The sequence below is a fragment of the Buttiauxella selenatireducens genome, assembly GCF_031432975.1.
Classification (GTDB): domain Bacteria; phylum Pseudomonadota; class Gammaproteobacteria; order Enterobacterales; family Enterobacteriaceae; genus Buttiauxella; species Buttiauxella selenatireducens.
Genome location: NZ_CP133838.1, coordinates 3,020,596 through 3,041,136, shown reverse-complemented (window position 1 = coordinate 3,041,136; position 20,541 = coordinate 3,020,596). Strand labels below are relative to the sequence as shown.

21 protein-coding genes and 2 pseudogenes are annotated in these 20,541 nt (G+C 44.6%); 17 read left to right on the top strand and 6 right to left on the bottom strand.

Annotation, left to right across the window (positions count from 1 at the left end; genetic code table 11):
- Positions 1 to 302: 302 nt before the first annotated feature.
- A pseudogene (locus RHD99_RS13970) lies at positions 303 to 513 on the top strand (hypothetical protein); the annotation flags it as partial.
- Between the two features lie 73 nt (positions 514 to 586).
- On the opposite strand, the gene RHD99_RS13965 reads toward RHD99_RS13970, so the two are convergent.
- The 3 genes from RHD99_RS13965 to RHD99_RS13955 are packed head-to-tail and all read right to left on the bottom strand — an operon-like array spanning position 587 to position 3,713.
- On the bottom strand, positions 587 to 1,984 hold the full coding sequence (locus tag RHD99_RS13965; RefSeq protein ID WP_309874602.1) for an MFS transporter: 1,398 nt from the start codon (positions 1,982 to 1,984) through the stop codon (positions 587 to 589).
- The gene (locus RHD99_RS13960) at positions 1,984 to 2,502 is read right to left on the bottom strand and encodes a glycine-rich domain-containing protein (protein ID WP_309874600.1); all 519 of its coding nucleotides are present in this window, start codon (positions 2,500 to 2,502) and stop codon (positions 1,984 to 1,986) included. Before RHD99_RS13960 ends, RHD99_RS13965 begins: the two co-directional genes overlap by 1 nt.
- A complete protein-coding gene (locus RHD99_RS13955) occupies positions 2,487 to 3,713 on the bottom strand; it encodes a phenylacetate--CoA ligase family protein (RefSeq protein ID WP_309874598.1) in 1,227 nt (408 codons plus the stop codon). Before RHD99_RS13955 ends, RHD99_RS13960 begins: the two co-directional genes overlap by 16 nt.
- A gap of 686 nt (positions 3,714 to 4,399) precedes the next feature.
- Between RHD99_RS13955 and RHD99_RS13950 the strand changes: the two genes are divergently transcribed.
- The 13 genes from RHD99_RS13950 to RHD99_RS13890 all read left to right on the top strand — a co-directional run bounded on the left by RHD99_RS13950 (position 4,400) and on the right by RHD99_RS13890 (position 15,363).
- Entirely contained in the window at positions 4,400 to 4,573 is a 174-nt protein-coding gene (locus tag RHD99_RS13950) for a hypothetical protein (RefSeq protein ID WP_309874596.1), read from the top strand.
- A gap of 521 nt (positions 4,574 to 5,094) precedes the next feature.
- On the top strand, positions 5,095 to 5,397 hold the full coding sequence (locus tag RHD99_RS13945; RefSeq protein WP_309874593.1) for an antibiotic biosynthesis monooxygenase family protein: 303 nt from the start codon (positions 5,095 to 5,097) through the stop codon (positions 5,395 to 5,397).
- Between the two features lie 59 nt (positions 5,398 to 5,456).
- Positions 5,457 to 6,449, top strand: a complete 993-nt coding sequence (locus RHD99_RS13940; protein ID WP_309874591.1) for an alcohol dehydrogenase catalytic domain-containing protein — start codon at positions 5,457 to 5,459, stop codon at positions 6,447 to 6,449.
- 211 nt (positions 6,450 to 6,660) lie between these two features.
- Positions 6,661 to 6,888, top strand: coding sequence for a hypothetical protein (locus RHD99_RS13935; RefSeq protein ID WP_309874589.1), 228 nt, complete (start codon positions 6,661 to 6,663; stop codon positions 6,886 to 6,888).
- A gap of 358 nt (positions 6,889 to 7,246) precedes the next feature.
- Positions 7,247 to 7,960 (top strand): DNA helicase, encoded by a 714-nt coding sequence (locus RHD99_RS13930; protein WP_309874588.1) that lies wholly within the window; start codon positions 7,247 to 7,249, stop codon positions 7,958 to 7,960.
- Positions 7,961 to 8,278: 318 nt separating this feature from the next.
- On the top strand, positions 8,279 to 9,409 hold the full coding sequence (locus RHD99_RS13925) for a DUF6396 domain-containing protein (protein ID WP_309874586.1): 1,131 nt from the start codon (positions 8,279 to 8,281) through the stop codon (positions 9,407 to 9,409).
- Between the two features lie 1,784 nt (positions 9,410 to 11,193).
- Positions 11,194 to 11,487, top strand: a complete 294-nt coding sequence (locus tag RHD99_RS13920) for a PerC family transcriptional regulator (protein WP_309874584.1) — start codon at positions 11,194 to 11,196, stop codon at positions 11,485 to 11,487.
- Positions 11,488 to 11,918: 431 nt separating this feature from the next.
- Positions 11,919 to 12,821, top strand: coding sequence for a tetratricopeptide repeat protein (locus tag RHD99_RS13915; RefSeq protein ID WP_309874582.1), 903 nt, complete (start codon positions 11,919 to 11,921; stop codon positions 12,819 to 12,821).
- A gap of 100 nt (positions 12,822 to 12,921) precedes the next feature.
- Positions 12,922 to 13,167 (top strand): hypothetical protein, encoded by a 246-nt coding sequence (locus tag RHD99_RS13910; RefSeq protein ID WP_309874580.1) that lies wholly within the window; start codon positions 12,922 to 12,924, stop codon positions 13,165 to 13,167.
- A 307-nt stretch (positions 13,168 to 13,474) separates the two neighbouring features.
- On the top strand, positions 13,475 to 13,726 hold the full coding sequence (locus RHD99_RS13905) for a hypothetical protein (RefSeq protein ID WP_309874578.1): 252 nt from the start codon (positions 13,475 to 13,477) through the stop codon (positions 13,724 to 13,726).
- Entirely contained in the window at positions 13,723 to 14,211 is a 489-nt protein-coding gene (locus RHD99_RS13900) for a hypothetical protein (protein WP_309874576.1), read from the top strand. The genes RHD99_RS13905 and RHD99_RS13900 overlap by 4 nt, the downstream gene beginning before the upstream one ends.
- Positions 14,212 to 14,651: 440 nt before the next feature.
- A complete protein-coding gene (locus RHD99_RS13895) occupies positions 14,652 to 14,882 on the top strand; it encodes a hypothetical protein (RefSeq protein ID WP_309874574.1) in 231 nt (76 codons plus the stop codon).
- Positions 14,883 to 15,087: 205 nt separating this feature from the next.
- The gene (locus RHD99_RS13890; RefSeq protein WP_309874572.1) at positions 15,088 to 15,363 is read left to right on the top strand and encodes a hypothetical protein; all 276 of its coding nucleotides are present in this window, start codon (positions 15,088 to 15,090) and stop codon (positions 15,361 to 15,363) included.
- A gap of 46 nt (positions 15,364 to 15,409) precedes the next feature.
- Here RHD99_RS13890 and RHD99_RS13885 read toward each other — a convergent pair whose 3' ends face one another.
- Positions 15,410 to 15,979, bottom strand: a complete 570-nt coding sequence (locus RHD99_RS13885; RefSeq protein WP_309874570.1) for a tetratricopeptide repeat protein — start codon at positions 15,977 to 15,979, stop codon at positions 15,410 to 15,412.
- Positions 15,980 to 16,088: 109 nt separating this feature from the next.
- Positions 16,089 to 16,352 carry a GlsB/YeaQ/YmgE family stress response membrane protein gene (locus RHD99_RS13880; protein WP_309874569.1) on the bottom strand — a complete coding sequence of 88 codons (264 nt, stop codon included), beginning with the start codon at positions 16,350 to 16,352 and terminating at the stop codon, positions 16,089 to 16,091.
- A gap of 171 nt (positions 16,353 to 16,523) precedes the next feature.
- On the opposite strand from RHD99_RS13880, the pseudogene RHD99_RS13875 reads away from it, so the two are divergent.
- Positions 16,524 to 16,861 (top strand): annotated as a pseudogene (locus RHD99_RS13875) (DDE-type integrase/transposase/recombinase); the annotation flags it as partial.
- Between the two features lie 282 nt (positions 16,862 to 17,143).
- On the opposite strand, the gene RHD99_RS13870 reads toward RHD99_RS13875, so the two are convergent.
- The gene (locus RHD99_RS13870; protein WP_309874567.1) at positions 17,144 to 17,767 is read right to left on the bottom strand and encodes a hypothetical protein; all 624 of its coding nucleotides are present in this window, start codon (positions 17,765 to 17,767) and stop codon (positions 17,144 to 17,146) included.
- A 682-nt stretch (positions 17,768 to 18,449) separates the two neighbouring features.
- Between RHD99_RS13870 and tssB the strand changes: the two genes are divergently transcribed.
- Together tssB and tssC are read left to right on the top strand one after the other, a co-directional pair.
- Positions 18,450 to 18,944 carry a type VI secretion system contractile sheath small subunit gene (tssB, locus tag RHD99_RS13865; protein WP_309874565.1) on the top strand — a complete coding sequence of 165 codons (495 nt, stop codon included), beginning with the start codon at positions 18,450 to 18,452 and terminating at the stop codon, positions 18,942 to 18,944.
- A gap of 29 nt (positions 18,945 to 18,973) precedes the next feature.
- Entirely contained in the window at positions 18,974 to 20,533 is a 1,560-nt protein-coding gene (gene tssC / locus RHD99_RS13860; RefSeq protein WP_309874564.1) for a type VI secretion system contractile sheath large subunit, read from the top strand.
- Positions 20,534 to 20,541 lie beyond the last annotated feature (8 nt).

Here is a 20,541-nt window from a genome sequence, read left to right as displayed (position 1 = left end):
CCCAATGGATTAGCACCAGCCGCCATTAGCTCATCAGGAAGAGCAAGCGACCATTTATGTTGTAGGGAGCGGGGTTCGAGACCTCGATGGCGGTCCATATTAAAGCTTTTCAGTCTACGAAGATGGGATAACCCGGAGTGACTGAAAAGCGCATTCGCATGAGCGCTGGTAAATTTCACAGAATCGCACTATCGAACCTGTCGGCCGCACCCGCCAGCGCTCAGCCGAATGCAACAAACTATGCGTATTTTCGGGGTAATGAGATGTTACGACCTCCCCGTATAAGCTGTATGCTGTGAAGATGCCCTGCAATAATCATCGCGATTGAAGCCTGTGCTGGTACCCACTTTATGGCCCGCGAATTAATAAAAGGGACATACATCCAACTGATCTCTCCACAATTCATCCGCTCATTTGTTACAACAAATAAAAATGACTTCGCTGATGCCGAAGCTATCATTGTGGCGTGCATAACGCCCGTCAATGCGCTTCGTTCAACCAAAAACAGAATCTTAGCAGGCCATGAGTGCTTTACATCTGGGACAAGAATCTATGGTGCAGGATGAGGTTAAATACGACAGCGCTCTTAATCGCGCATTGTGAATAGCGTTAATAATATTGAGCAAGCGAAAAATAACATTGAGCAAACTGCCGAAATGACCATCTGATTTGATGAAGAACCTTGCATATCAAGGATTGATGGTAAAACAAAGTCCGCAACGCAGATTATTACCGCGGTACCAACGGCACCACCAAGATAATGTGTCGCATTGACAACACCTGAGGCGGCTCCCACTTCGCTTGAGGTAATATCGCTAGTACCAAGAATCGCCAGCGGGACAAGTGCTGCGCCAGACCCCATACCCAGTAATATCACGGCTGGCAGTAAATCGATTATCTGCAGGCTATCAGTAGCAACCAGACACAACCAAAGCATGCCTGCAATAGCAAGAGAAAAACCACATAGCAGTAGTTTGCGTGGACCTAACGCGCGTAACAGCCTGGGGCATCCATAAACCACCATGATCAGTTGGCTCAAAGAGAGAGGGAGAAACAGAAGCGCGGTTTCAAGCGCACTATAACCTAGCTGTGTCTGGCAATACTGTGTAAGAAAGAAGAATGTTCCCAACATGCCGCCAATCATCATAAACTTACTTAGATAGGCTCCAGTGCGAAGAGAATTGCTGAACAGGCTAAGAGGCAGAACAGGATCCTGAGATCGTTTTTCTATTATCACGAATAAAGCCAAAATCAACAGCGCTGCGATTACAGAATTTCCAGCGTAGCCAGGATTTTTTTCCGCTGCCTGTATCAGCCCATAGACCAACAAAAACATTCCAGTTGTGCAGGTCAATGCACCTGCAATATCCAGCCGTTTTCCTGATTTTTGCTTGTCGGTTGGCAGGTAGTGAATTCCCCCCATGAGGAGCAATACTCCAATCGGCAGGTTGATGAAGAATACATAACGCCATGAAAAATAGCTGGTCAGTATTCCTCCTAAAACCAGGCCAGCAGCACTGCCTACACCAGAAACAGCAGTGTACAACCTTAAGGCCCTCTCTCTGCTATGCTTCTGTGCAAACAGAATCATCAGTAATGCAAATGCTGAGGGGGCTGCAAAAGCGGCAGCTATGCCCTGTAGCCCCCGGGTGATAATAAGCCATAGCGGTGTGCCGGCAATGCCGGCAGCACAGGATGCCGCAATGAATAGCATATTAGCGGTGATAAAAATACGCTTATGCCCCAGATGACTGCCAGCACATCCACCGAGTAGCATAAGTCCGCCGAAAGTCAGCATGTATGCGTTCAGAACCCATGACAACGTTGTTGTCGGGAAATCAAGCTCCATAGCAATACTGGGTAGCGCCATATAGACAACGGTGCCATCAACGACGAGGATCAATTGGGCGAGTAAAATAACTATCAGTGCACCATGGCTGACGGAGCGACTTCCAGTAACAATAACGGTATGTTCTGTCGCCATCAGGTTGTCCTGGTATCAAGACCGTTAATTTCTAACAATGTCATTCCCAACTGTTCGTGTAGATACCTTACCATGGTCCAGTGTGGGGCAGATTGTGCGTCAAAACCTCCGAATGTATTGCGATATATTGGGATCCAGCGTAAAGCTTCCTCAATCATTTTCTCCCTGTCAGCTTTTTGACCATAATTCTCATAGGGCATACTACGGTGCTCGATAAAGAATTGCCCGGGGAGTTTTTTTTCACAAAGTGTGCGGTATTCACGGGTCTGCAAAATAAGGTAGTGCCATACATCATCTATAGCTTGCTCGACAGGAAGAAAGAGTCCACTTAACTGTTCTGGAAATGATGATGTCAGATAAAGAAACTTGAGACACTCAATAACCTGTTGTTCAGCTTCCTGCTGTACGACACTTTTTTGCATTACAGTGTAATGTGTAACTTCGGAAAAAATATTATCACCTAGCAAAGAGGGGAATTGATCAAAGTAGATTTTCGGTGTATTCATTGCGATATCCATGCGTATTTCCCCGATTTCCCAATGCCCATAAATGTGCACCAGGTAATTGATACGGACATTCCTGTTGTCGTGCTTATGGCTTGTTTCAATTTATTGATATTATCCGCAGCAACAGGTTCAGCGTTAAATGTTGTATAGGAGAGTTCTAGTGTGTTCGAGTTTTTTTTATGCAGATGGTAAATGAAAATATTGCTCGCGAAAATTGCTATCAAATCGTCAAAATCTGCCTGTGACATAAGCCTCTTATTTGTAACCAGCATCTCTTTTTCCCGGCCGCAAACTCGCCTGACTTTGTTTGGATCTGCTGTGTTATCTGTTGTTTGAACACAATCACCAGAACGATAACGAATAAGAGGCATCCAGGGATTTCGAATGCTGGAAACGATAAGGCTGTAAATTGTGCTTCCTTCTTCCAGTGGAATAAGTTCAAGATGCATTTTATTCGTATGGGGGTAATATTGTCCCTGACGGTCATTATAAAATAGATATCCTAATTCAGTACTACCGAAAAGATCAATAACCGGGCAATTGAATCTATCTATTAAAAAAGCTCTGACGTTGGCTGGAGTGAATTCGTAAGCATGAATAATACTCGCCGGCTCGGGAAACTCTTTTTCCAGACCAAACTCTACAAGCTTGAGCAGAAAATGCACCAAATGATAACTAGAACAATCAAGGTGGTATAGGCCACAGGGATGTTGTTGCTGAACGAATTTAATGTCATCCAGTATACGAATTATCGAAGCACGGCTCCATTTGGCAGGCTCAAGTTGTTTATTCAAGTACAAGGTGCGTGCATCCAGCCTGCGCGACTCTCTGTCCGCCAACACGCCTGATTTTTTATTATTTATTCTCTGTACATGCTCAGTGGCAAGCACTGTCGTGAGGGAAACCCTCTGACAACCCTTTTCCCAGCTATCACCAATATCGGGATGCTGGCTCCAGAGTTCATAGTATGAGTGGAGTAAGAATAAAGGGGGGCGGATAATCTGCATTCTGGCGTGATTGGTTCCTGTTGAAAGCACCATTTCAGCTTCCCCAGTTACCAGTGCTTCTGCCAGGGCGGGTGTCATCCAGTTTGCAGGAAAATTTTCAGCTAAGGTAGGCTTATCCAGTACAGGAAAGTAGCCATTGGTGATAGATGATTGATAAATTGGTATATCCTGGATATACCGAACTATTTCCATCGGGAGTTGATGCTTTGTCTGCATAATGCAACCTCGCCTGAATTTTATTGATGACAGGTACTCCCGCAGCGAGTGCAGAAGTACCTGATTCAACTAATTAACTGATGCAACCCGATTTTCCCGAGGAATTATTGTGGTTAATCGAGATACAGCCACGCTTAGACGAAATACATCCATCTTTACTGCCTGAGATGCATCCTGCATTTGAGTTGAGTGCAACCCATTTTTCCCAGTTGTTATTTTCAGCAATTCTCTTGATTAAGTTAGTCATAATAATCTCCATCTTATTAAGATGCCTGCCAGCAAGGAGTGCTGGGACAGGTCGGCTTTAAAAGGGATACCCCTTCTAAATATTGTTAAAAGCAAATTATTTAAAATATCAATTTTTAATAATTCAAAATTCATTTATTGAGGCATTAGGTGTTACAAAGTTTTCATTATAATCATGGTGCGAGTTGCTTTTAATTTACATGAATATTATGAAGGGGTTTTATTTACAGAAATAGGAATGTTCCTAATTGCATTTTTAGAGTGGTGGTGAAAATTTAAATATTGTTTTTTTAACTTATTTTAGTGAGCTTGCTCACTGTTTTTTGCTGGAAATGTTTTGAAAAAGATGTCAGTAATGGAACCTCGGTTAACAATACAAATTCATGGGTGACTATTTATTGCTAGTAGATTTGAAAGTTTTCAATTTTGGAGGGGATTATATGGATACTGAACCAGTACCATGTGGGATCAACGATTCAATTGAGTGTGAAGAGTATCTCAATGAATTTGAGCAGAGATCAATAGGGAATATTTCACCTGATGATGCTGACACTGCTGATATTTTTGGAACTGGAAATGAAATCACTGATTGTGAACAAATTGACTACAATTAGCTTTGCTGTAGGCCTGATGGTCAAGTATTCATTAATAGCAGCGAGTCGCCAGATGTTACGCTGCACGTGTTTTCAGGCATCCAATAGATACAATTATCTCACAGGCATTAGACGATCTCCGGTCAAAATTGTCTGTGTACATGATATGAATCACTGCATTGGTTGTGTTCGTCGTTTGATGTTCCGGTGATATTGCCCCACTCAATTGTTCAGATATTTACTGAGTCTGAAAGAGAGTGTTTTTTGTTCGGATTACCGTGTGTGTATAGCTTTCCGAAAGAAATTCGGGGCTGCCAGCTCACCACGCTTAGCTGTCGGCAAAAATCTACCGTTTGGCCTATGGTATTGACTGTGCAATATAGATAATTCTACTGGCCTTTGATTTTTATATACGTTTGTCCACATTACGTGGGTAAGCATATCGCAAAATACAGGCAGGCGGTAAGTAGTTCTGTCGGGTAAACACGGCAGCATCGGCACATCGCAGGTCTGTTTAAGCAAATTGACAGTGGATATACAGAATGTTTGCAGTAATTTTTGAAGCAGAAACCCCACTTCAAGCGCAGGAACGATATCTTCAGCTAGCTTCTGAACTGAAGCCTTTACTGTCAGATATCCCAGGATTTATTTCAATTGAACGATTCCAGAGCATTAGTACGCCAGGGAAAATTCTTTCTCTTTCATGGTGGGAAGACGAGGATGCCGTGCTCAGCTGGAAAAACAATGCTATGCATCAGGCTGCTCAACTGGAAGGGCAGCAGTCAATTTTTTCTTTCTACAGAATACGCATTGCCAGTGTATTGCGGGACTACTCCTCTGATTAGGGGGAAGCCTAATTTAATGGAAATGTATATTAAGAACGTAAAAACAAAGGACAACGTTAATGCAAAAGCAGAACTCAGCGTGGCGCTGGAGCCAGCCAGGTGAACCTACTGGTTTAATTCAAACTGTTACCCGTATTTCTCAACCGGATGCTCATCAGGTGTTGGTGGCTAACAGAGTGGCTGGCCTGAATCCTGTTGACTGGAAGTTTATTGAACAGCCTTCTAACTTGTGGGAATCGGGTCATATCCCTGGTGTTGATGGAATGGGGGTGATTGTTGCAGTTGGCTCCAGAGTGAACCATCTACGGGTCGGCTCCCGTGTGTGCTATCACACCAGCTTGCGGGAGCATGGGAGTTTTAGCCACCATACCCTTGTTTCTGCCAAGGCGGTGATCCCTGTTCCTGACAGTATAAGCGATCTGGCCGCCGCCGCGCTGCCTTGTCCTGGGCTGACTGCGTGGCAGGCGATGAAAAAGTTACCTGAACTGAAAGGTAAGCGAGTACTGGTCAGCGGTGCTGGCGGTTCTGTGGGATCTATTCTGACTCAATTGCTCATTGCACAGGGCGCACAGGTGTATGTCACTGCCAGCAGAGTGAATCATGACCGCTTAAAACTATGGGGCGTCATTCATGCATTTGACTATAAAGACCACCACTGGCATCAGCAACTGAGACAACAATTAGGCGGGCAGTCGCTGTATGCTGCTCTGGATATGGTCAGTGGTGAACATACAGCAACCCTGGCACCACTGTTGGGCTATTATGGGCATCTTGTGTGTGTTCAGGACAGGGTTAGCAGAACTCCGTTAGCAGCGTTCAGTACTTGTATCTCTGTACATGAAATTGCCCTTGGCGCGATGCATCAGTACGGGGACGATCTCCAGTGGGCTGAATTAGTCCGTGCCGGGCAGTTTTTGCTGGCGGAAATAGGGCGCGGCGCGATCGTGTTACCTGAATTTGACGTCACAGGGTTTGGGCAACTTCCTGAGAGTCTGGCTAAACTCAAACGTAATAATAAAGCGGTGAAGTATTTAGTGCACACTGAAGATTAGGTTCGGATGATTCTTTGTGGTGGCCGCGTGGAAAGCGAATATTTTGTTACGTTACGTATGTTCAGCATAACGAGCGATTTCGCTTCACCGGACGTAAGAAATGTACGAATCGTTCAGGCTGTCCGCGAATGACAATCAACGTGGGGTCCGTAATCGATTGGTTTCGGACGCGGATGACAGCATTTTTCTATCGAGAGGTTTTATGGCACGAATGACATCATTAACACCGGAGGAGAAAAAATTCCTCGATGATGCAGTAGCTGAAGCTGAGCGGGCGACAGGAAAGAAACTCAATCTGCCGACCAGGCACATTGTGCTTAACCGGGCGAGGGTGCAGATACAAGCCGCCAGGTATGCGGCTAAAAAACAGCTTGAGCGGGATGACGAGCGTCAGGAATCCGAGTATTCCTGGTCAAAACCGCAACCTTTTCGCCGTTGATGGGTTGGCCGAAAAAGACGAAAAGAACTTTCGCGAAGTCTCATCCCTGGCTCTTCCTTTTACAATGACAGGGGATACTGTGCAGGGGGCTGTTGCATTATTGCCAGCCGCTCGCACACTGATATTGTCCTTTATGCATCATGCGGAGCAACTTTTTGCAGCAAACGGTAGGGTTCGTCGGGGCTTGCGACGAAGTATACTGCTTGCTAAAATCGTCGGAATCAAGGCTTAGCCCACGCCTCCTCCCTCCTGAAGGGGAAGTATTTAACATGCAGGGTTACACCATAATCATCGAACCATTCGTTCGAGCGTCGCATAAGGAGGGGTTGCGTCTTTGGCTCGGAGTGGAGGTCCTTTGATGAAACTTTCTGCCCCCTTATTCCTGTTGAAACGTCGGGCTAAATTGATTGCCCGGAATAATAATGTCCCCCTGCACAAAGCTCTGGATCAGATTGCGCGCGAAGAAGGATTTGCGCAATGGAGTTTGCTCTCATCACACGTTGCAGCGCTTTCGCTGTCAGAAATGTTATTGTCCCGGCTGGATTATGGGGACCTGCTGCTGGTCGCTGGTCGTCCGGGGCATGGCAAGACCACTCTTGGGCTTCAGCTTTTAATTGATGCAGCCCGATATGGCCGGAAAGCGATATTCTTCACCCTGGAACTTACGGAACGCCAGGCCAGGACACACATCAGGTCTTTAGAAAAAGACACACCCGGTATTGGCGACTCACTTGATATTGTCACCTCAGACGAAATCTGCGCAAATTTCATCATCCGCCATTTGTCAGGTTCCCCACGAGGAAGCATCGTTGTAGTTGATTATCTTCAGCTACTCGACCAGCAGCGTAACAAGCCTGAGCTATCGGAGCAAATTACCGCGCTGGGTGATTTCGCCAGCAAAACGGGTGTTATAGTTGCATTCATTTCACAGGTTGACAGGTCATTTGATCCTGAAAGAAAAAGACTGCCGGATATTCAGGACATTCGGCTGCCCAACTTTGTCGATTTGACTCTCTTCACCAAAACCTGCTTCCTGCATAACGGTAAGGCTCAGATCCATGGCGTAGCCTGACAGGCGACGTCGCATTAACAGGCACTGTTGCAACGTTTCACCACAGAATATTTCCCCGGCGCGTTGTGTTAACCCATCTGGGAAATTTTCTGAAAAATAGACCTTCGCGACAGTGCCGGATGTTTTACCTTTTATCGGTTGTCCGCTTAAGCTGGGCTGAACTGTGACAAATGTCGTCAAATCTCAGCTTTTTCCCACCATGCCATGTGATGATGCTGTAAGACTCTGAGCGGCTGTTTCTAAAAAAGGCTTTTTCAGTGCTATTTATGCCGATAGCGGTAACATATTTTCAGGGATGAGCATATTAAGGACCAAACGATGGCAACGATTAAGAGAATCCGCTATTTCATCACAATGGCTCTGCTTACTCTTGTTTGTCAGGTTCAGGCCAGCAGTCTCACCCAGGCGGAAATTGATCAGACGCTGAGAGAGTTACGCAATACAGACTCTTTTACCTGTACTCATGAACAAATCACTCCCACTAGTAAAGAAGTTGAATCAATCTTTCGCTATGGACAGTACCTGGAATATCAGGCCCCAGAATCATTTTCCAAAGAGGAAGGTGATTTCACCGCAATAGCTCGTTACTACCGTATTGCCGTGGCTGAAGGCTATTATCCTGCTTATACAGCACTCATTAATCTTTTATATAAATATCGACCAGATAGCGGTTATTACAGCAATATGTCAACAGACAGAAGACGCCAGCGCGACGATGAGATAGCGCAACTTAAAGATCAACTCCTGCAACAAAAAACGGCTAACGGTTATTTAGAAAAAGCGGGAGAACTAGCGCAACAATGGAGGTCTGCCGAAGCTGCAGCTTATTACTATCTGGCGGCAAAGGCGGGGAGTGCGGAAGGACAATATAAGCTCGCAGAGTATCTTGATGATAGCCAGATTATCAGCAAAATTGCGATCCCCAGCCCACCTAAAAACGCCTGGTTGCGTGCAAAAGAACTCTACCTGTGTGCTGCGAGTCAAGGACATCAAAGCGCGTGGGGTGATGCCGCTGCAATTGAGTTACGATATGGAACAGATGATAGCATCATACCGTTATTACAACGCGGCGTTGCTGCCGGTTCAACCCGATCCGCTATTTTATTAGAAGGTATATTCCAGGGACAGCCAATAAGCCATATAGTGGGTAATGAAAATAAAACACGCAAAAAATTAAATATCAAACCGGACCTGGAACGAGCAAAACGTTATGAATTCTATTTTCAGTTTTTAATCTCCAATCAAGATAATTTCGTTGTCTCCGGGGTAATCATTCCGGACGTAAACAAGTATGTACCACTACCGCCCGCACCACTTCCCGAATGGGATGGTATATTACCGCAGCAAAAAAACACGATCATTGCGGTAGCAAAGCCGCCGGAAGCGCTGATTAAAAAATTAAGCCGCAAAGAAAATCTCGACCCTGCCAGTGGTAGGCCGATGAACTAAAGTTGCGAGCTGGATATGGTCATTTTTTTCATTGCTTTCCATAGCCCATAATCGCATATGGGAAACAGGATTAAATAACACTAATTCCTGATGACCGTAATTTCGGAGGTTTCGGCGTAGTGTCTCAATATCAGCATCCTGTTAGCTGTTACTAATGCGATGGAACTGAAAAACCAATAAACAGTAATACACATGCTGGGACGACAACTGTAACTTCAACATCATTGAGTCTGTTTTTTCTTTTTTTCATCTAAAACGGCTCTGGTATATAATCATTCCCCTCACATATTTCTAAAATTTATCCTGTGTTCACTAAAAAACACCTGATTGGATTTTGCTACTGGTTGGTTGTGGAGGCAGTTGCTGAGGATTGGTTTGGACCGTGAAGCTGCTGAGAGGTAAATGTAAGCTCTGAAAATTTACGTTGTTCTGTTCAGATGAATAATACAGAAAATTCGGGGCTCGATTTTTGCTAAACTATTCTGGCGTCGCTGATCGGCGCTCCGGTGTCTGCGTTCTGGCTTGATCCAGGCACCGGAAACTCTTCTCTCGTGATTTACGCTCCTGATTTGAGATTCTGCCCAGGTTCATTCTTCATTTTTATCAATGTATTAGCATAATGTATTCATTCTGTAAAAGAAATTGTTCATTCATTGAATTTAAATAAAATAGATAGATTGCCACCGTATACTCAGTAAGTTTTTTACAATGACTAATGTTAAAAAGGATGCAGCATTAATTTTCTATGTATTATTCATACTGAAGCGCATTACATTTTGTAATGCGTGTGAATATTGAAATGAAAGCTATTTCCATCATTTTCTGCATGGGATTACATATTCAGGGGCCTGGCGGATCAGGTAATTATATAATCCCGCTTAACCTCAAATACTAAAATAGATTGATGGAATGTACGGAGATGTAAAATGAAATGAATTGCCTGGCTTTTGTTACTGCTTTTTTATTCGGCATGCCATTGTCAGTATGACATAGTTAAGATCCCTGTGTCCCATCAATGTCTGTGGGCACCCCATATCGCCTGGTGGCATTCAGAACACAGCCTGGTTTGGGAGTAATTTTAACGAATCGTTATGCAACGGAATGATGATTCCGATAATACATACATCACAATACAGGCAACTGGTCTCTTATTAAAAGCTCTATGATGGCTATTTTCTCATTTCAGGTTAACAGCATTTTTTATCGGGAGGTGTTATGGCACGAATGACATCATTAACACCGGAGGAGAAAAAATTCCTCGATGATTTCCGATAGCCAAACTGCCCTAATACGACGGAGCCGGAAAGCCAATAAACAGGATGAACAGGAAAACAGATATTGCCGCGATAACAGCAAATTTAACTTCGACATCATCGAGTCTGTTTCTTCTTTTTTTCATCTTAAATGGCTCTGGTATCATCACCCTTTACTGATTTTCACCCAAGTTTAGTGCGTATTCACTAATATATAAGAATGATATTACAAATATTACTCGTGCATTGGCAGATTGAATATTAAAAGATTTCAACCCTTTACAAACTGGGTGTCCTGACGGTAAGCATATCGTGTGCCACCATTAAAAGAAGTGGCTGTCTGTTTAACGGGGAGGAATAAATAACGGACTGAATATATCTGTAAACCAGCAACATCCCCCGAAAAAATCCAATCTTACCTCTCGCATCTGTTTCGGATAAATAAAAAACAGATAACACATTGATAATATGAAATTTAATAGCTTGTCGTAGTATAATTTTCACGCATGATTATAGAAGCGAGAGGTTCCTGTGCCCAGTAAACCCGTACCAAAAATCGAATTTGTCTCAGATGAGATAGCCGAAACCCTAGAAAAAGCGGGGTTATGGCGACGAGCTGCAGCGCGCTGGCTAGTTGTTTTTGACGAACACCTGTCCCCTGGTGAGCGAGTGTGGATCAGCGAGCGACGTAATAAGTGCCTGCGACAGGCGGCACGGCCGCCGATGCTGCTCGATAATTTTGGTGATGTCCGCCGGGCAGTTGATGCGACTCAGAGGAAAATGGGTATTGATAAGCCCGGTGGTAAAGCATTTCGACTGGTGTAAGGAGGTGAACCCCAACCGTATGATTTTAATTCCATACCATTGGGCTTCAAACACCGCATTCTGATACATGGATTATCTCCGCATCACAAGGTATAAGATGGACATAACCTGGGTTGATATTTTTCTGGTAATAACTATCTGGGCATCAATGTGGGGGGCTGGGTTTACACTGATAGCTACGGTCATATGTGCATTATTACGTAAAATGAAGTGGCAATATACTGGATGTGCTTTCTTGGTAGGTTTTTTCATTTCCTGGGCAGTTATTTTCATCATGCTTATGACCACATGAATAATTGTTCATTGCTTAATAACCGCGATACCCGGATGTTCTTTGTATTCAGCCCTGCGCTAGCAAAGAAGTAATCAATGAAGGGGAGAACTTCCCATTCTAACCCAATACGACAACGCGTTAACAAAAAGGATATTAAATGAAATTACCTTACTGTTTTATAGCTTTTACTATTTTTAGCCATCCTGTATTTGCCACAATGCTGTCAGATGATAGCGATTATAAGCAGGGGGTGAAGTATTTAAAGGGTAATGGTGTCGATGTTAACAACTTTAAGGCACTTGACTATTTTAAAAATTCTGGAAATGGTCTTTCGTTATTTGAAATGGGTTTAATGTACGAAAATGCGGATGAAGATCTTACTAACTACACGGTAGCCCCCGATAATGAATTAGCTAAAAAACTATTCGCACAAGCATTTGCGGCACTACAAACATCCTCTGATGCAGGTGACCCCTCCGCCCAGCTTTATCTTGCTGTTATGTATTATAACGGTTTAGGTACAAAAACTGATTTCAAGAAAGCTCGTCAATTAATTGATGCATCTACGCAGAAAGGATACCCTGAAAGTTGGTCAATGCTTGCTGGATTGGTTCTAAAATCAGATCCGGATTTGGCATACAAGTATTACGAAAAAGCCATAGAACTTGGTTTTCCAGAGGCGCAAAAAGGTCTGGTCAGTGTGCTTGAATATAAAATGAAAAACGGAAATTATGACAACAAGTACAGAGTGGAAATTAACAAACTTGCCGACAAAGGTAATGGATACGCAATGCTTTCACAAGCGTACGATTTATCTAACAACGCAACTCCTGATTATTCAAAAGCAATGAAACTATTTAATGATGCAGCAAAAATACCCTATGGAGATCTTCAGGCAAGTGCTTTTAGTGGTATATCATTAATGTATAACAGAGGTGAGGGGGTTATAAAAAATAGACAAACAGCATTGCATTATCTTGATAAAGCCTGCCAGAAGAGTATTTTTGAGTGCTATAATCGAGATGTTTTCAAGCGCGGGGAAGAAACCTGGCCAGAATGAATTTGGAAGATCGACCAAATCCCAATATGGGGATTTGGGGGCCGATGGAATGGTAAGATATCAACAGGAAGCTGATTTTCAACTAAAAGGATATTGATTTATGAGCAGACGAGTGGTGATGGTTCTGATTGCGGCGCTTTTTCTGGCACTCTCATTAATCAGCAGATTTTTAAGTCTGATGATTGCCGGGCTAAGTGTCAGTGGAAGCGGTTGTGGCGCTCAGTGCTCTGCCAACATGGAGTTCTTCCAGAATGCCGGTCTTGTTTTTTTGGTGCTTGCATTAGTGATGGCTGTAATAGCAATCATATCTCCTGGCAAAAATAAAAAAGTGAATCACAATGACTGATCACTGCAATACAAAACACGCTGGGTAACCCTCTATTTCCGACTCCTGGACAGGGTGGCAACTTCTGTCCAGGTTTGATGGTGGTGCAGGATCTGGTCTGGTAAAATAAATGATATTCACTCAGAAATATTTTTTAATGAGTAGAAATGTCAGTTTCAAATTCCGCAGAAGCTCTTATTTTGAGGGGAGGCTAATAGCTCTATTTCCTTCCCAGTTCTGCTGGCGGTCATGGATCTGGCTTGGTATATTGACACCACTACATATAGGCGGTCAAAAGTAAAAGTTTGACTGAAATCAAGGTTTAACTATGAAAAAACGTACAAAGATAGCACTGACAATTCTTTTCGTTATACTTGCATTATTAACCTTATTTATTAGTTTCATGGCTGTTGGAATGGGTGTTAGTGGCAGTGGATGTGGCGTAGAATGTTCTGAAACCGTGGCTAATTTTCAGTTATCGAGTTGCATATTCTGGTTCCTGGGGTTATTGACAGCTATATGGTCTTGCATAAATCCAAATGCCAAAAAGACTGATGCAGCATTCAGAGAGATAAAATGAAAAGAATTATCGGTTTTTTGTTACTGCTGTTTGGCATTTTGTATTCGGCATACTATTATCAGCGTGACATAGTTAAAATCCCGGCATCCACGAAATATGATCTTGATATTTTTAATGAAGAGCGCTACGTAGTTCAAGTTGAAGGGGGGGTTATTGTTAATGCTGGAGGAAATGGCACATTAATTAATGAATATACGGTTTTAGCTAATTTCACTGATGGTGATCAAACGACTGAATTATTAATCAAACCTGACAGCCGAAATAGTAAAGTGACATGGGTGTTTTTAAAACCTGTTGGTAAAGGTAAATATTATAATTTTTTCAGAATCCAGGATGAGGAGTCAAAACCGATGCCTCATGTGCTTTATACTATAAATGCATGCAATGAGACGTTAAATTATTCAGGACGCGCTGATTCACAGGGAAATTCCGTTGCGTATTTTACTGAAAAAGAATGTGACATTAAAATCATATTGGATGATTAGGTATAACCGGAAGATTTTGTTAACCAGGATCGCATTCGCGGCCTTTCTTCTGCCCGTTCTACGTAAAATCTCGCCTCCAGACCTTTCCGCAGCCTTTCAGATTTCACACAGCGCACCGCAGTTACTGATACCATCACATATAATCACCGATACTTCCCGTCACAAAAAACCGCTAACTCACTGTAAAACAACAAAACAAACAAACGCCGGCTGTGCATTAAGCACGATGGCCAATCCGTTCTGCCACTTCGACCGTTACAAATTATCTGAACAAGTTTTTCCCGCACTGTGGACGGCGACCTGGTAAACTGGAGGAGCGCCGCACTTTGGCGCTCCGGTGTCTGCGTTCGGGCTTGATCCTGGCACCGGAACCTCTTTCCTGTTAATTCCCGCGCCACATTGGACGTTCAGGTGATTCTGTCCACAGTAAGGAAAAATTGATGTCTGATACCGTCGCCTATTGTTTTTTGATCATCTCTGGTTGTGGGTGCCTGAGCTGGGGAGGAAGTTCATTGTTGAACGGTGAATTTCACGGACGCTACCGTTTTACGAATAAAAAATATATCTACAGGAAGGTGGATCAGCCTTGGCACTACTGGTCTGAGACTCTGACAGTTTTATTGGGTGGTTTATTTTGCATTTGCATCGGCATGTGGGCAATTCTTCACTGATTGGACATTCCGGTTGTTCTGTCCAACCACGGAATACCTAGTGCAAAATGACAATCTTACATTTGGTAATGGAGTAAATTCTAAAAATGAAAAAATGATGGTCTATTTTATTTTTTTTCATTCCTCGGGTGTCTGCGTTCGGGCTTGATCCTGGCCCCGGAATCCTTCCATATTACGTGGAATAAGATAACAAATGAATATTGAGATGGAATTTTTAGTGAATTTTAATGAACTACTAGAGCTGAATTTAATCCTGTTTTCTAGGAATAATCTCAGGAAGAACGTAGTAGTTAACTTTGTTGAATTTACTGTTGGAATAAATGTTTCTATAACAGAGATAGACTTTGATGAATTCGGCAATAGAGATGATCTTATTGCATCAGGGACATTGGAAATCAACGAAACTGCCGGGTGGGACCATAATATCAAATGGTGCTGCCGTATCGATCACATGGGGATAAGGCATAAATCGGAAACTTAAGTGATGCTATTCGCTGTCGCAGGGGAGCCGCATGGAAAACGGAGTCCTAACATTCGGCTAATTCCAGCTGATCGCTGGCGCTACCTGATTGTGCGCATGTAGAATACCAATACAGGGATTCTTCGGTGTCTGGCTTTCCAAGTTCACCTCTGGCATAAACTGCAGCTAGTGCTTTCTGGGCTGGTCGATATCCCTGTTTGGCTGCACGCTGATACCAGTCAATAGATTTGGGCTTATTACGGCGCGGATAAATGTTTTCATAACTAGAATCTGCTGCCAGTATTGTAGCAAAATCGTACTGTGCTTTTAAATTGCCTGATTTGGCTTGTGCTTCTATTTCGCTATAACGGCTACGAAGGGCATCAAATAGCTTACGGGCTTCTTCTGATTTCCCAAAATGAATGGCTCGACTGTAATAAAAGTATTCCTGACCAAGATTCTTCTCTATGCCATCACCACTTTCAAAACGCTTAGCCAGTTCGAGATTTGCCGCTGCATCTCCACGGCCTGCTTTTAATCCTAAGTCTTGAATTTCATCTGAATTTGCAAATGCAGTTGATGCCGTAATTAATGACATAATCAGCGTAATGGATGGTAAGGCTTTTATTTTTTTCATAACTACTTCTCCTGGGGTTCCGTTTGAGAAACGGAATTCAGCGCCATGCAGGAAGTCGTTCAAAATACCCGGCATCCTTATTGAGACGGGCATTATTTGAATCAAGACGCTATGAGCTACTTTTATTTCGTACGACTTTGAAAATAAAAAGCACTACAAGTGCTCCCGCTATAGCAATAAAAAAACTGTATAAATTAAATCCAGTTACGCTTCCCCCAATACCAGATAGGGTCGCCAACCAGCCGCCAAGTACGGCACCTGCAATTCCCAATATGCTTGTGAGAATAAATCCACCACCATCACGTCCCGGCATAATAAATTTCGCAACCACACCCGCAATAAGACCAAACACAATCCACGTAAAAATACCCATAGTCTTCATCCTTTGAGATACACCAAAAACGAAAGGTTAATACTTGTAATCCACGCGGGTAACCTACTCATAAAACGGGTTTTGTGCAGCCTTCCGTTTCAATAATCAGATAACTCTTGGAAATATGGTTGTGCTGCATTAATTCGGATCCAGATTACATACTGCCTTTTTGTGACGTTTTCTGACCCTGACTCTGATCGGAAAGCCCTCCGTCGACTGCATCATCCGCCGATATCATGGCCCTGTGCGTCCGCTGATATCTGGCTTACGCTGAGCCTTCGCAGCCAGGAAGAAATGATGGCTGCAGCGGGTGTTCTGATTGACTATTCCATGCTTCATCGCTGGGTTATTCGCCGGGCTCCTTTGCTGGATAAAGCTTTTCGCGGCCACAGGCGTCCTTTGGGGCGCCTGTGTCGAATCGACGAAACCGGCATCAAAATCACCGGCCATGGAGATACCTGTACCGGGCAGACGATACTGCCGGCCAAACCATTGATTTTCTGCTGACTATAAGTGGTATGCTGCTGCGCTTTATTGGGGGGCTTGTTAGCTGGACTCCTATTGCAAACCATGAAGGCATCCAGGAGCTGACATTTCAGGCGTGATATTATTCTGTGGGCTGTACGCTGGCACCGTAAATACGGTATCTGATCTCGTGAGTTGCAGGAGATGCTGGCCAATTCCACTACCGGTTAATACCGATAAAGCCCCGACAACGGACGGGCGCCGGGGCAACTTAAGCGCGAAGGAAAGTGTCGGTGGGATGTGTATCACCGACAGATAGAATACCGCTACAGAGATTTTCTCAGCCGTTCGCGGGCTTTTTTCACTGATAATCGCGAACGGTTCGGGAAGATTTTCATCAGTTCCGACAGCGTCAAATTGTTGTGCCGCTTCAGTAACTGCAGTTCTTCCACACTCCATACCAGTTGACGGGCACCATTTTCGATTCCACCTTGATATTTTAGCTTCAGTATATTGGCTTTCAGCTTCACTGAGTCCACCGTCCGACCAGGTAATAAACTGCTTACTTTCACGCCTATCCCTGCATAGTATTGCTTCAGAATTGCTATTTCTTCGTCACTCCATAGGCGAGCACTTCTGACTCCCATCTCACGAGCTTTGACAAAGATGGACTTGCGTTTTCTGTCCGGCAGAAGCTTACTCACCTGAGTAACGCCTTCACCCCGGGCGTAGCGAGTGCGGATTACGTGTTTTTCATCCTCGGTCCAGAACTTCATTGTTTTTGAGATTCCCAGACTTTTCGCGGTCAGTCTGATGGCCACAACCGTGCGACCCAACCTGTCGGCAATCGCCTTTGTGGGGATCTGACCATAGTGACGCTCGACATAGCTGAGTTCATCAAGTGTCCAGCGTGTGCGGTGGTTTGGGGTGCCTAGAGTGGTATCTCTCATAAAGAATATCTGCAATATGGGAATGGAAACGAAACGCCATGACCTGCATGTGGTGCATCATATATCGTGTTTTCAGTTTCCAGCGGCAAATATTTCCGCCGTTAACTTTTTAATAACTAATCCGCCTCCGTGTCAAAAACATCCCCGTTTTTCCTGTGGTAAAGCTTTTTGACAGCGGTGTTACGCCGGATATTATCGGTTTTAGCGGTGTTGAGTATTTAAGATGCATCTGAATATGAGATGGGTAAATGCAGTTTTTAATGTATGAAATTTCCATTTTTGATTTTGTGAGCTTTGGTGATGTCAGAGAGTTAGTTCTTATAGATAATGAATATAAATCTACGTAAAATATTTTCGTGATGAATGTATTGCTGTTTATTGAAATTTTTCAATGAGATTGGTGTTGTTAGGTTTTACAAATAATCTCGAGAGTGAAAATATAAAATTATTTTTATATCAACCTGTTGCAATAAGACACGCTCTGCGGATTTACGTTTTTATTTATGTTTTCGTGAGTGAATGAAAATTCTTAAAATACACATTTTTAAAATGAGACTATTACATTTTCTATTTTTCAATGATACTTTCTCTGAAACTTCCCGTCTGTTTTAGTACTTAACATTTTTTGATGTGAGCGAATGACGCTCACCGTATTCTATCGCCCTTCATAAGGTCCAATAAAATGTCAAATTCCTTCCAGAATGAAATTCCCAAGGCGCGTGTAAATATTAAGCTCGATGTGCATACCGGTGGCGCACAAAAGAAAGTGGAATTACCCCTGAAGCTGGTGGTGATGGGCGACTACAGTAACGGCAAGGAAAATCGTCCGTTATCTGAACGCGAAAAAATTAACATTAACAAAAATAACTTCAACAGCGTGCTCGCCGAATTTTCCCCTTCCGTAAACCTGACCGTTGAAAATACCCTGGCCGGTGACGGTTCTGAAGAAAACATCAAACTGGCTTTCAGTGAAATGAAAGATTTTGAACCAGAACAGGTGGCCCGCCAAATCCCCCAACTGCGTGCCATGCTCGCGATGCGCAACCTGCTGCGCGACCTCAAATCCAACCTGCTTGATAACGTCACTTTCCGCAAAGAGCTCGAAAGTATCCTGAAAGACCCGTCTCTCAGCGATGAGTTGCGTGACGAACTGAATGCCCTGGCGCCGAAGGCGTAACTCCTCTTTTAACGGATTAATGCGAGATAATGCTTATGTCAGTCAATAACGAAAACGCCTCTTCTGTCACCGGCCAGACCACCGTGCTTGAGCATGCCCAACCCGGCGGTGTGTATGCTTCTCTGTTCAGTAAAATCAACCTGACCCCAGTTTCTGCCCTTAACGATCTGAACGATTATCAGGACACCGCAGCCCTGGCCGATGTGACCGCCGATCAGCGCGTGAGTGCGGCAATCCAGGTCTTTATGGCTCGCCTGAAAGAGTCCGGACAGACCGTTGAACGTCTGGACAAAACTCTGCTCGATCACCACATCGCCCAGCTTGACCATCAGATTTCCCGCCAGCTTGACGCCGTTATGCATCACGAAGCCTTCCAGCAAGTGGAATCCGCGTGGCGCGGCCTGAAGCACCTGGTGGACCGCACCGATTTCCGCCAGAACGTGAAAATTGAAGTGCTGGATGTCTCCAAAGATGACCTGCGCCAGGACTTCGAAGACTCCCCTGAAATCATCCAAAGCGGCCTGTATGCGCACACCTACATTGCCGAATATGACACGCCGGGTGGTGAGCCGATTGGTTCGGTTATTTCCAACTACGAGTTTGATTCTTCCGCTCAGGACGTGGCATTGCTGCGTAACATCTCCAAAGTTTCTGCGGCGGCACACATGCCGTTTATCGGTTCAGTCGGCCCGAAATTCTTCCTGAAAGAGTCCATGGAAGAGGTGGCGGCGATCAAAGACATCGGTAACTACTTTGACCGCGCCGAGTACATCAAGTGGAAATCCTTCCGCGATACCGATGACTCCCGCTATATCGGCCTGACCATGCCACGCGTACTGGGTCGCCTGCCATATGGCCCGGACACCGTACCGGTGCGCAGCTTCAACTATGTGGAAGAAGTCAAAGGCCCGGACCACGAAAAATACCTGTGGACCAATGCGTCATTCGCCTTTGCCGCCAACATAGTACGCAGCTTCATCAATAACGGCTGGTGTGTGCAAATCCGTGGCCCACAGGCCGGTGGTGCGGTGCAGGACCTGCCTATCCATCTGTATGACCTCGGCACCGGCAACCAGGTGAAAATCCCGAGTGAGGTGATGATCCCGGAAACCCGCGAGTTTGAATTCGCCAATCTCGGTTTCATTCCGTTGTCGTACTACAAAAACCGCGATTACTCCTGTTTCTTCTCCGCCAACTCCGCGCAGAAACCCGCGCTGTACGACACCGCCGATGCCACCGCCAACAGCCGTATCAACGCGCGTCTGCCGTACATCTTCCTGCTGTCGCGCATCGCCCATTACCTGAAACTCATTCAGCGTGAAAACATCGGCACCACCAAAGATCGCCGTCTGCTGGAGCTGGAGCTGAACACCTGGGTACGCACGCTGGTCACCGAAATGACCGATCCGGGCGACGACCTGCAGGCGTCTCACCCGTTGCGCGATGCGAAAGTGATCGTGGAAGACATTGAAGACAACCCGGGCTTCTTCCGCGTGAAACTGTATGCCGTTCCGCACTTCCAGGTGGAAGGCATGGACGTCAACCTGTCGCTGGTTTCGCAGATGCCGAAGGCGAAGGCGAAGGCGTAACCGGGAGA

What these genes read in the sequence shown, in the direction of transcription:
- RHD99_RS13940 (WP_309874591.1), top strand. Translation starts at nt 5,457, where the DNA reads ATGCAAAAGCAGAACTCAGCGTGGCGCTGGAGCCAGCCAGGTGAACCT.
- RHD99_RS13955 (WP_309874598.1), bottom strand. Translation starts at nt 3,713, where the DNA reads ATGCAGACAAAGCATCAACTCCCGATGGAAATAGTTCGGTATATCCAG.
- RHD99_RS13910 (WP_309874580.1), top strand. Translation starts at nt 12,922, where the DNA reads ATGAGCAGACGAGTGGTGATGGTTCTGATTGCGGCGCTTTTTCTGGCA.
- RHD99_RS13885 (WP_309874570.1), bottom strand. Translation starts at nt 15,979, where the DNA reads ATGAAAAAAATAAAAGCCTTACCATCCATTACGCTGATTATGTCATTA.
- RHD99_RS13915 (WP_309874582.1), top strand. Translation starts at nt 11,919, where the DNA reads ATGAAATTACCTTACTGTTTTATAGCTTTTACTATTTTTAGCCATCCT.
- RHD99_RS13890 (WP_309874572.1), top strand. Translation starts at nt 15,088, where the DNA reads ATGGAATTTTTAGTGAATTTTAATGAACTACTAGAGCTGAATTTAATC.
- RHD99_RS13930 (WP_309874588.1), top strand. Translation starts at nt 7,247, where the DNA reads ATGAAACTTTCTGCCCCCTTATTCCTGTTGAAACGTCGGGCTAAATTG.
- RHD99_RS13960 (WP_309874600.1), bottom strand. Translation starts at nt 2,502, where the DNA reads ATGGATATCGCAATGAATACACCGAAAATCTACTTTGATCAATTCCCC.
- RHD99_RS13935 (WP_309874589.1), top strand. Translation starts at nt 6,661, where the DNA reads ATGACATCATTAACACCGGAGGAGAAAAAATTCCTCGATGATGCAGTA.
- RHD99_RS13965 (WP_309874602.1), bottom strand. Translation starts at nt 1,984, where the DNA reads ATGGCGACAGAACATACCGTTATTGTTACTGGAAGTCGCTCCGTCAGC.
- tssB (WP_309874565.1), top strand. Translation starts at nt 18,450, where the DNA reads ATGTCAAATTCCTTCCAGAATGAAATTCCCAAGGCGCGTGTAAATATT.
- RHD99_RS13905 (WP_309874578.1), top strand. Translation starts at nt 13,475, where the DNA reads ATGAAAAAACGTACAAAGATAGCACTGACAATTCTTTTCGTTATACTT.
- RHD99_RS13950 (WP_309874596.1), top strand. Translation starts at nt 4,400, where the DNA reads ATGGATACTGAACCAGTACCATGTGGGATCAACGATTCAATTGAGTGT.
- RHD99_RS13880 (WP_309874569.1), bottom strand. Translation starts at nt 16,352, where the DNA reads ATGGGTATTTTTACGTGGATTGTGTTTGGTCTTATTGCGGGTGTGGTT.
- RHD99_RS13945 (WP_309874593.1), top strand. Translation starts at nt 5,095, where the DNA reads ATGTTTGCAGTAATTTTTGAAGCAGAAACCCCACTTCAAGCGCAGGAA.
- RHD99_RS13900 (WP_309874576.1), top strand. Translation starts at nt 13,723, where the DNA reads ATGAAAAGAATTATCGGTTTTTTGTTACTGCTGTTTGGCATTTTGTAT.
- RHD99_RS13895 (WP_309874574.1), top strand. Translation starts at nt 14,652, where the DNA reads ATGTCTGATACCGTCGCCTATTGTTTTTTGATCATCTCTGGTTGTGGG.
- RHD99_RS13870 (WP_309874567.1), bottom strand. Translation starts at nt 17,767, where the DNA reads ATGAGAGATACCACTCTAGGCACCCCAAACCACCGCACACGCTGGACA.
- tssC (WP_309874564.1), top strand. Translation starts at nt 18,974, where the DNA reads ATGCTTATGTCAGTCAATAACGAAAACGCCTCTTCTGTCACCGGCCAG.
- RHD99_RS13925 (WP_309874586.1), top strand. Translation starts at nt 8,279, where the DNA reads ATGGCAACGATTAAGAGAATCCGCTATTTCATCACAATGGCTCTGCTT.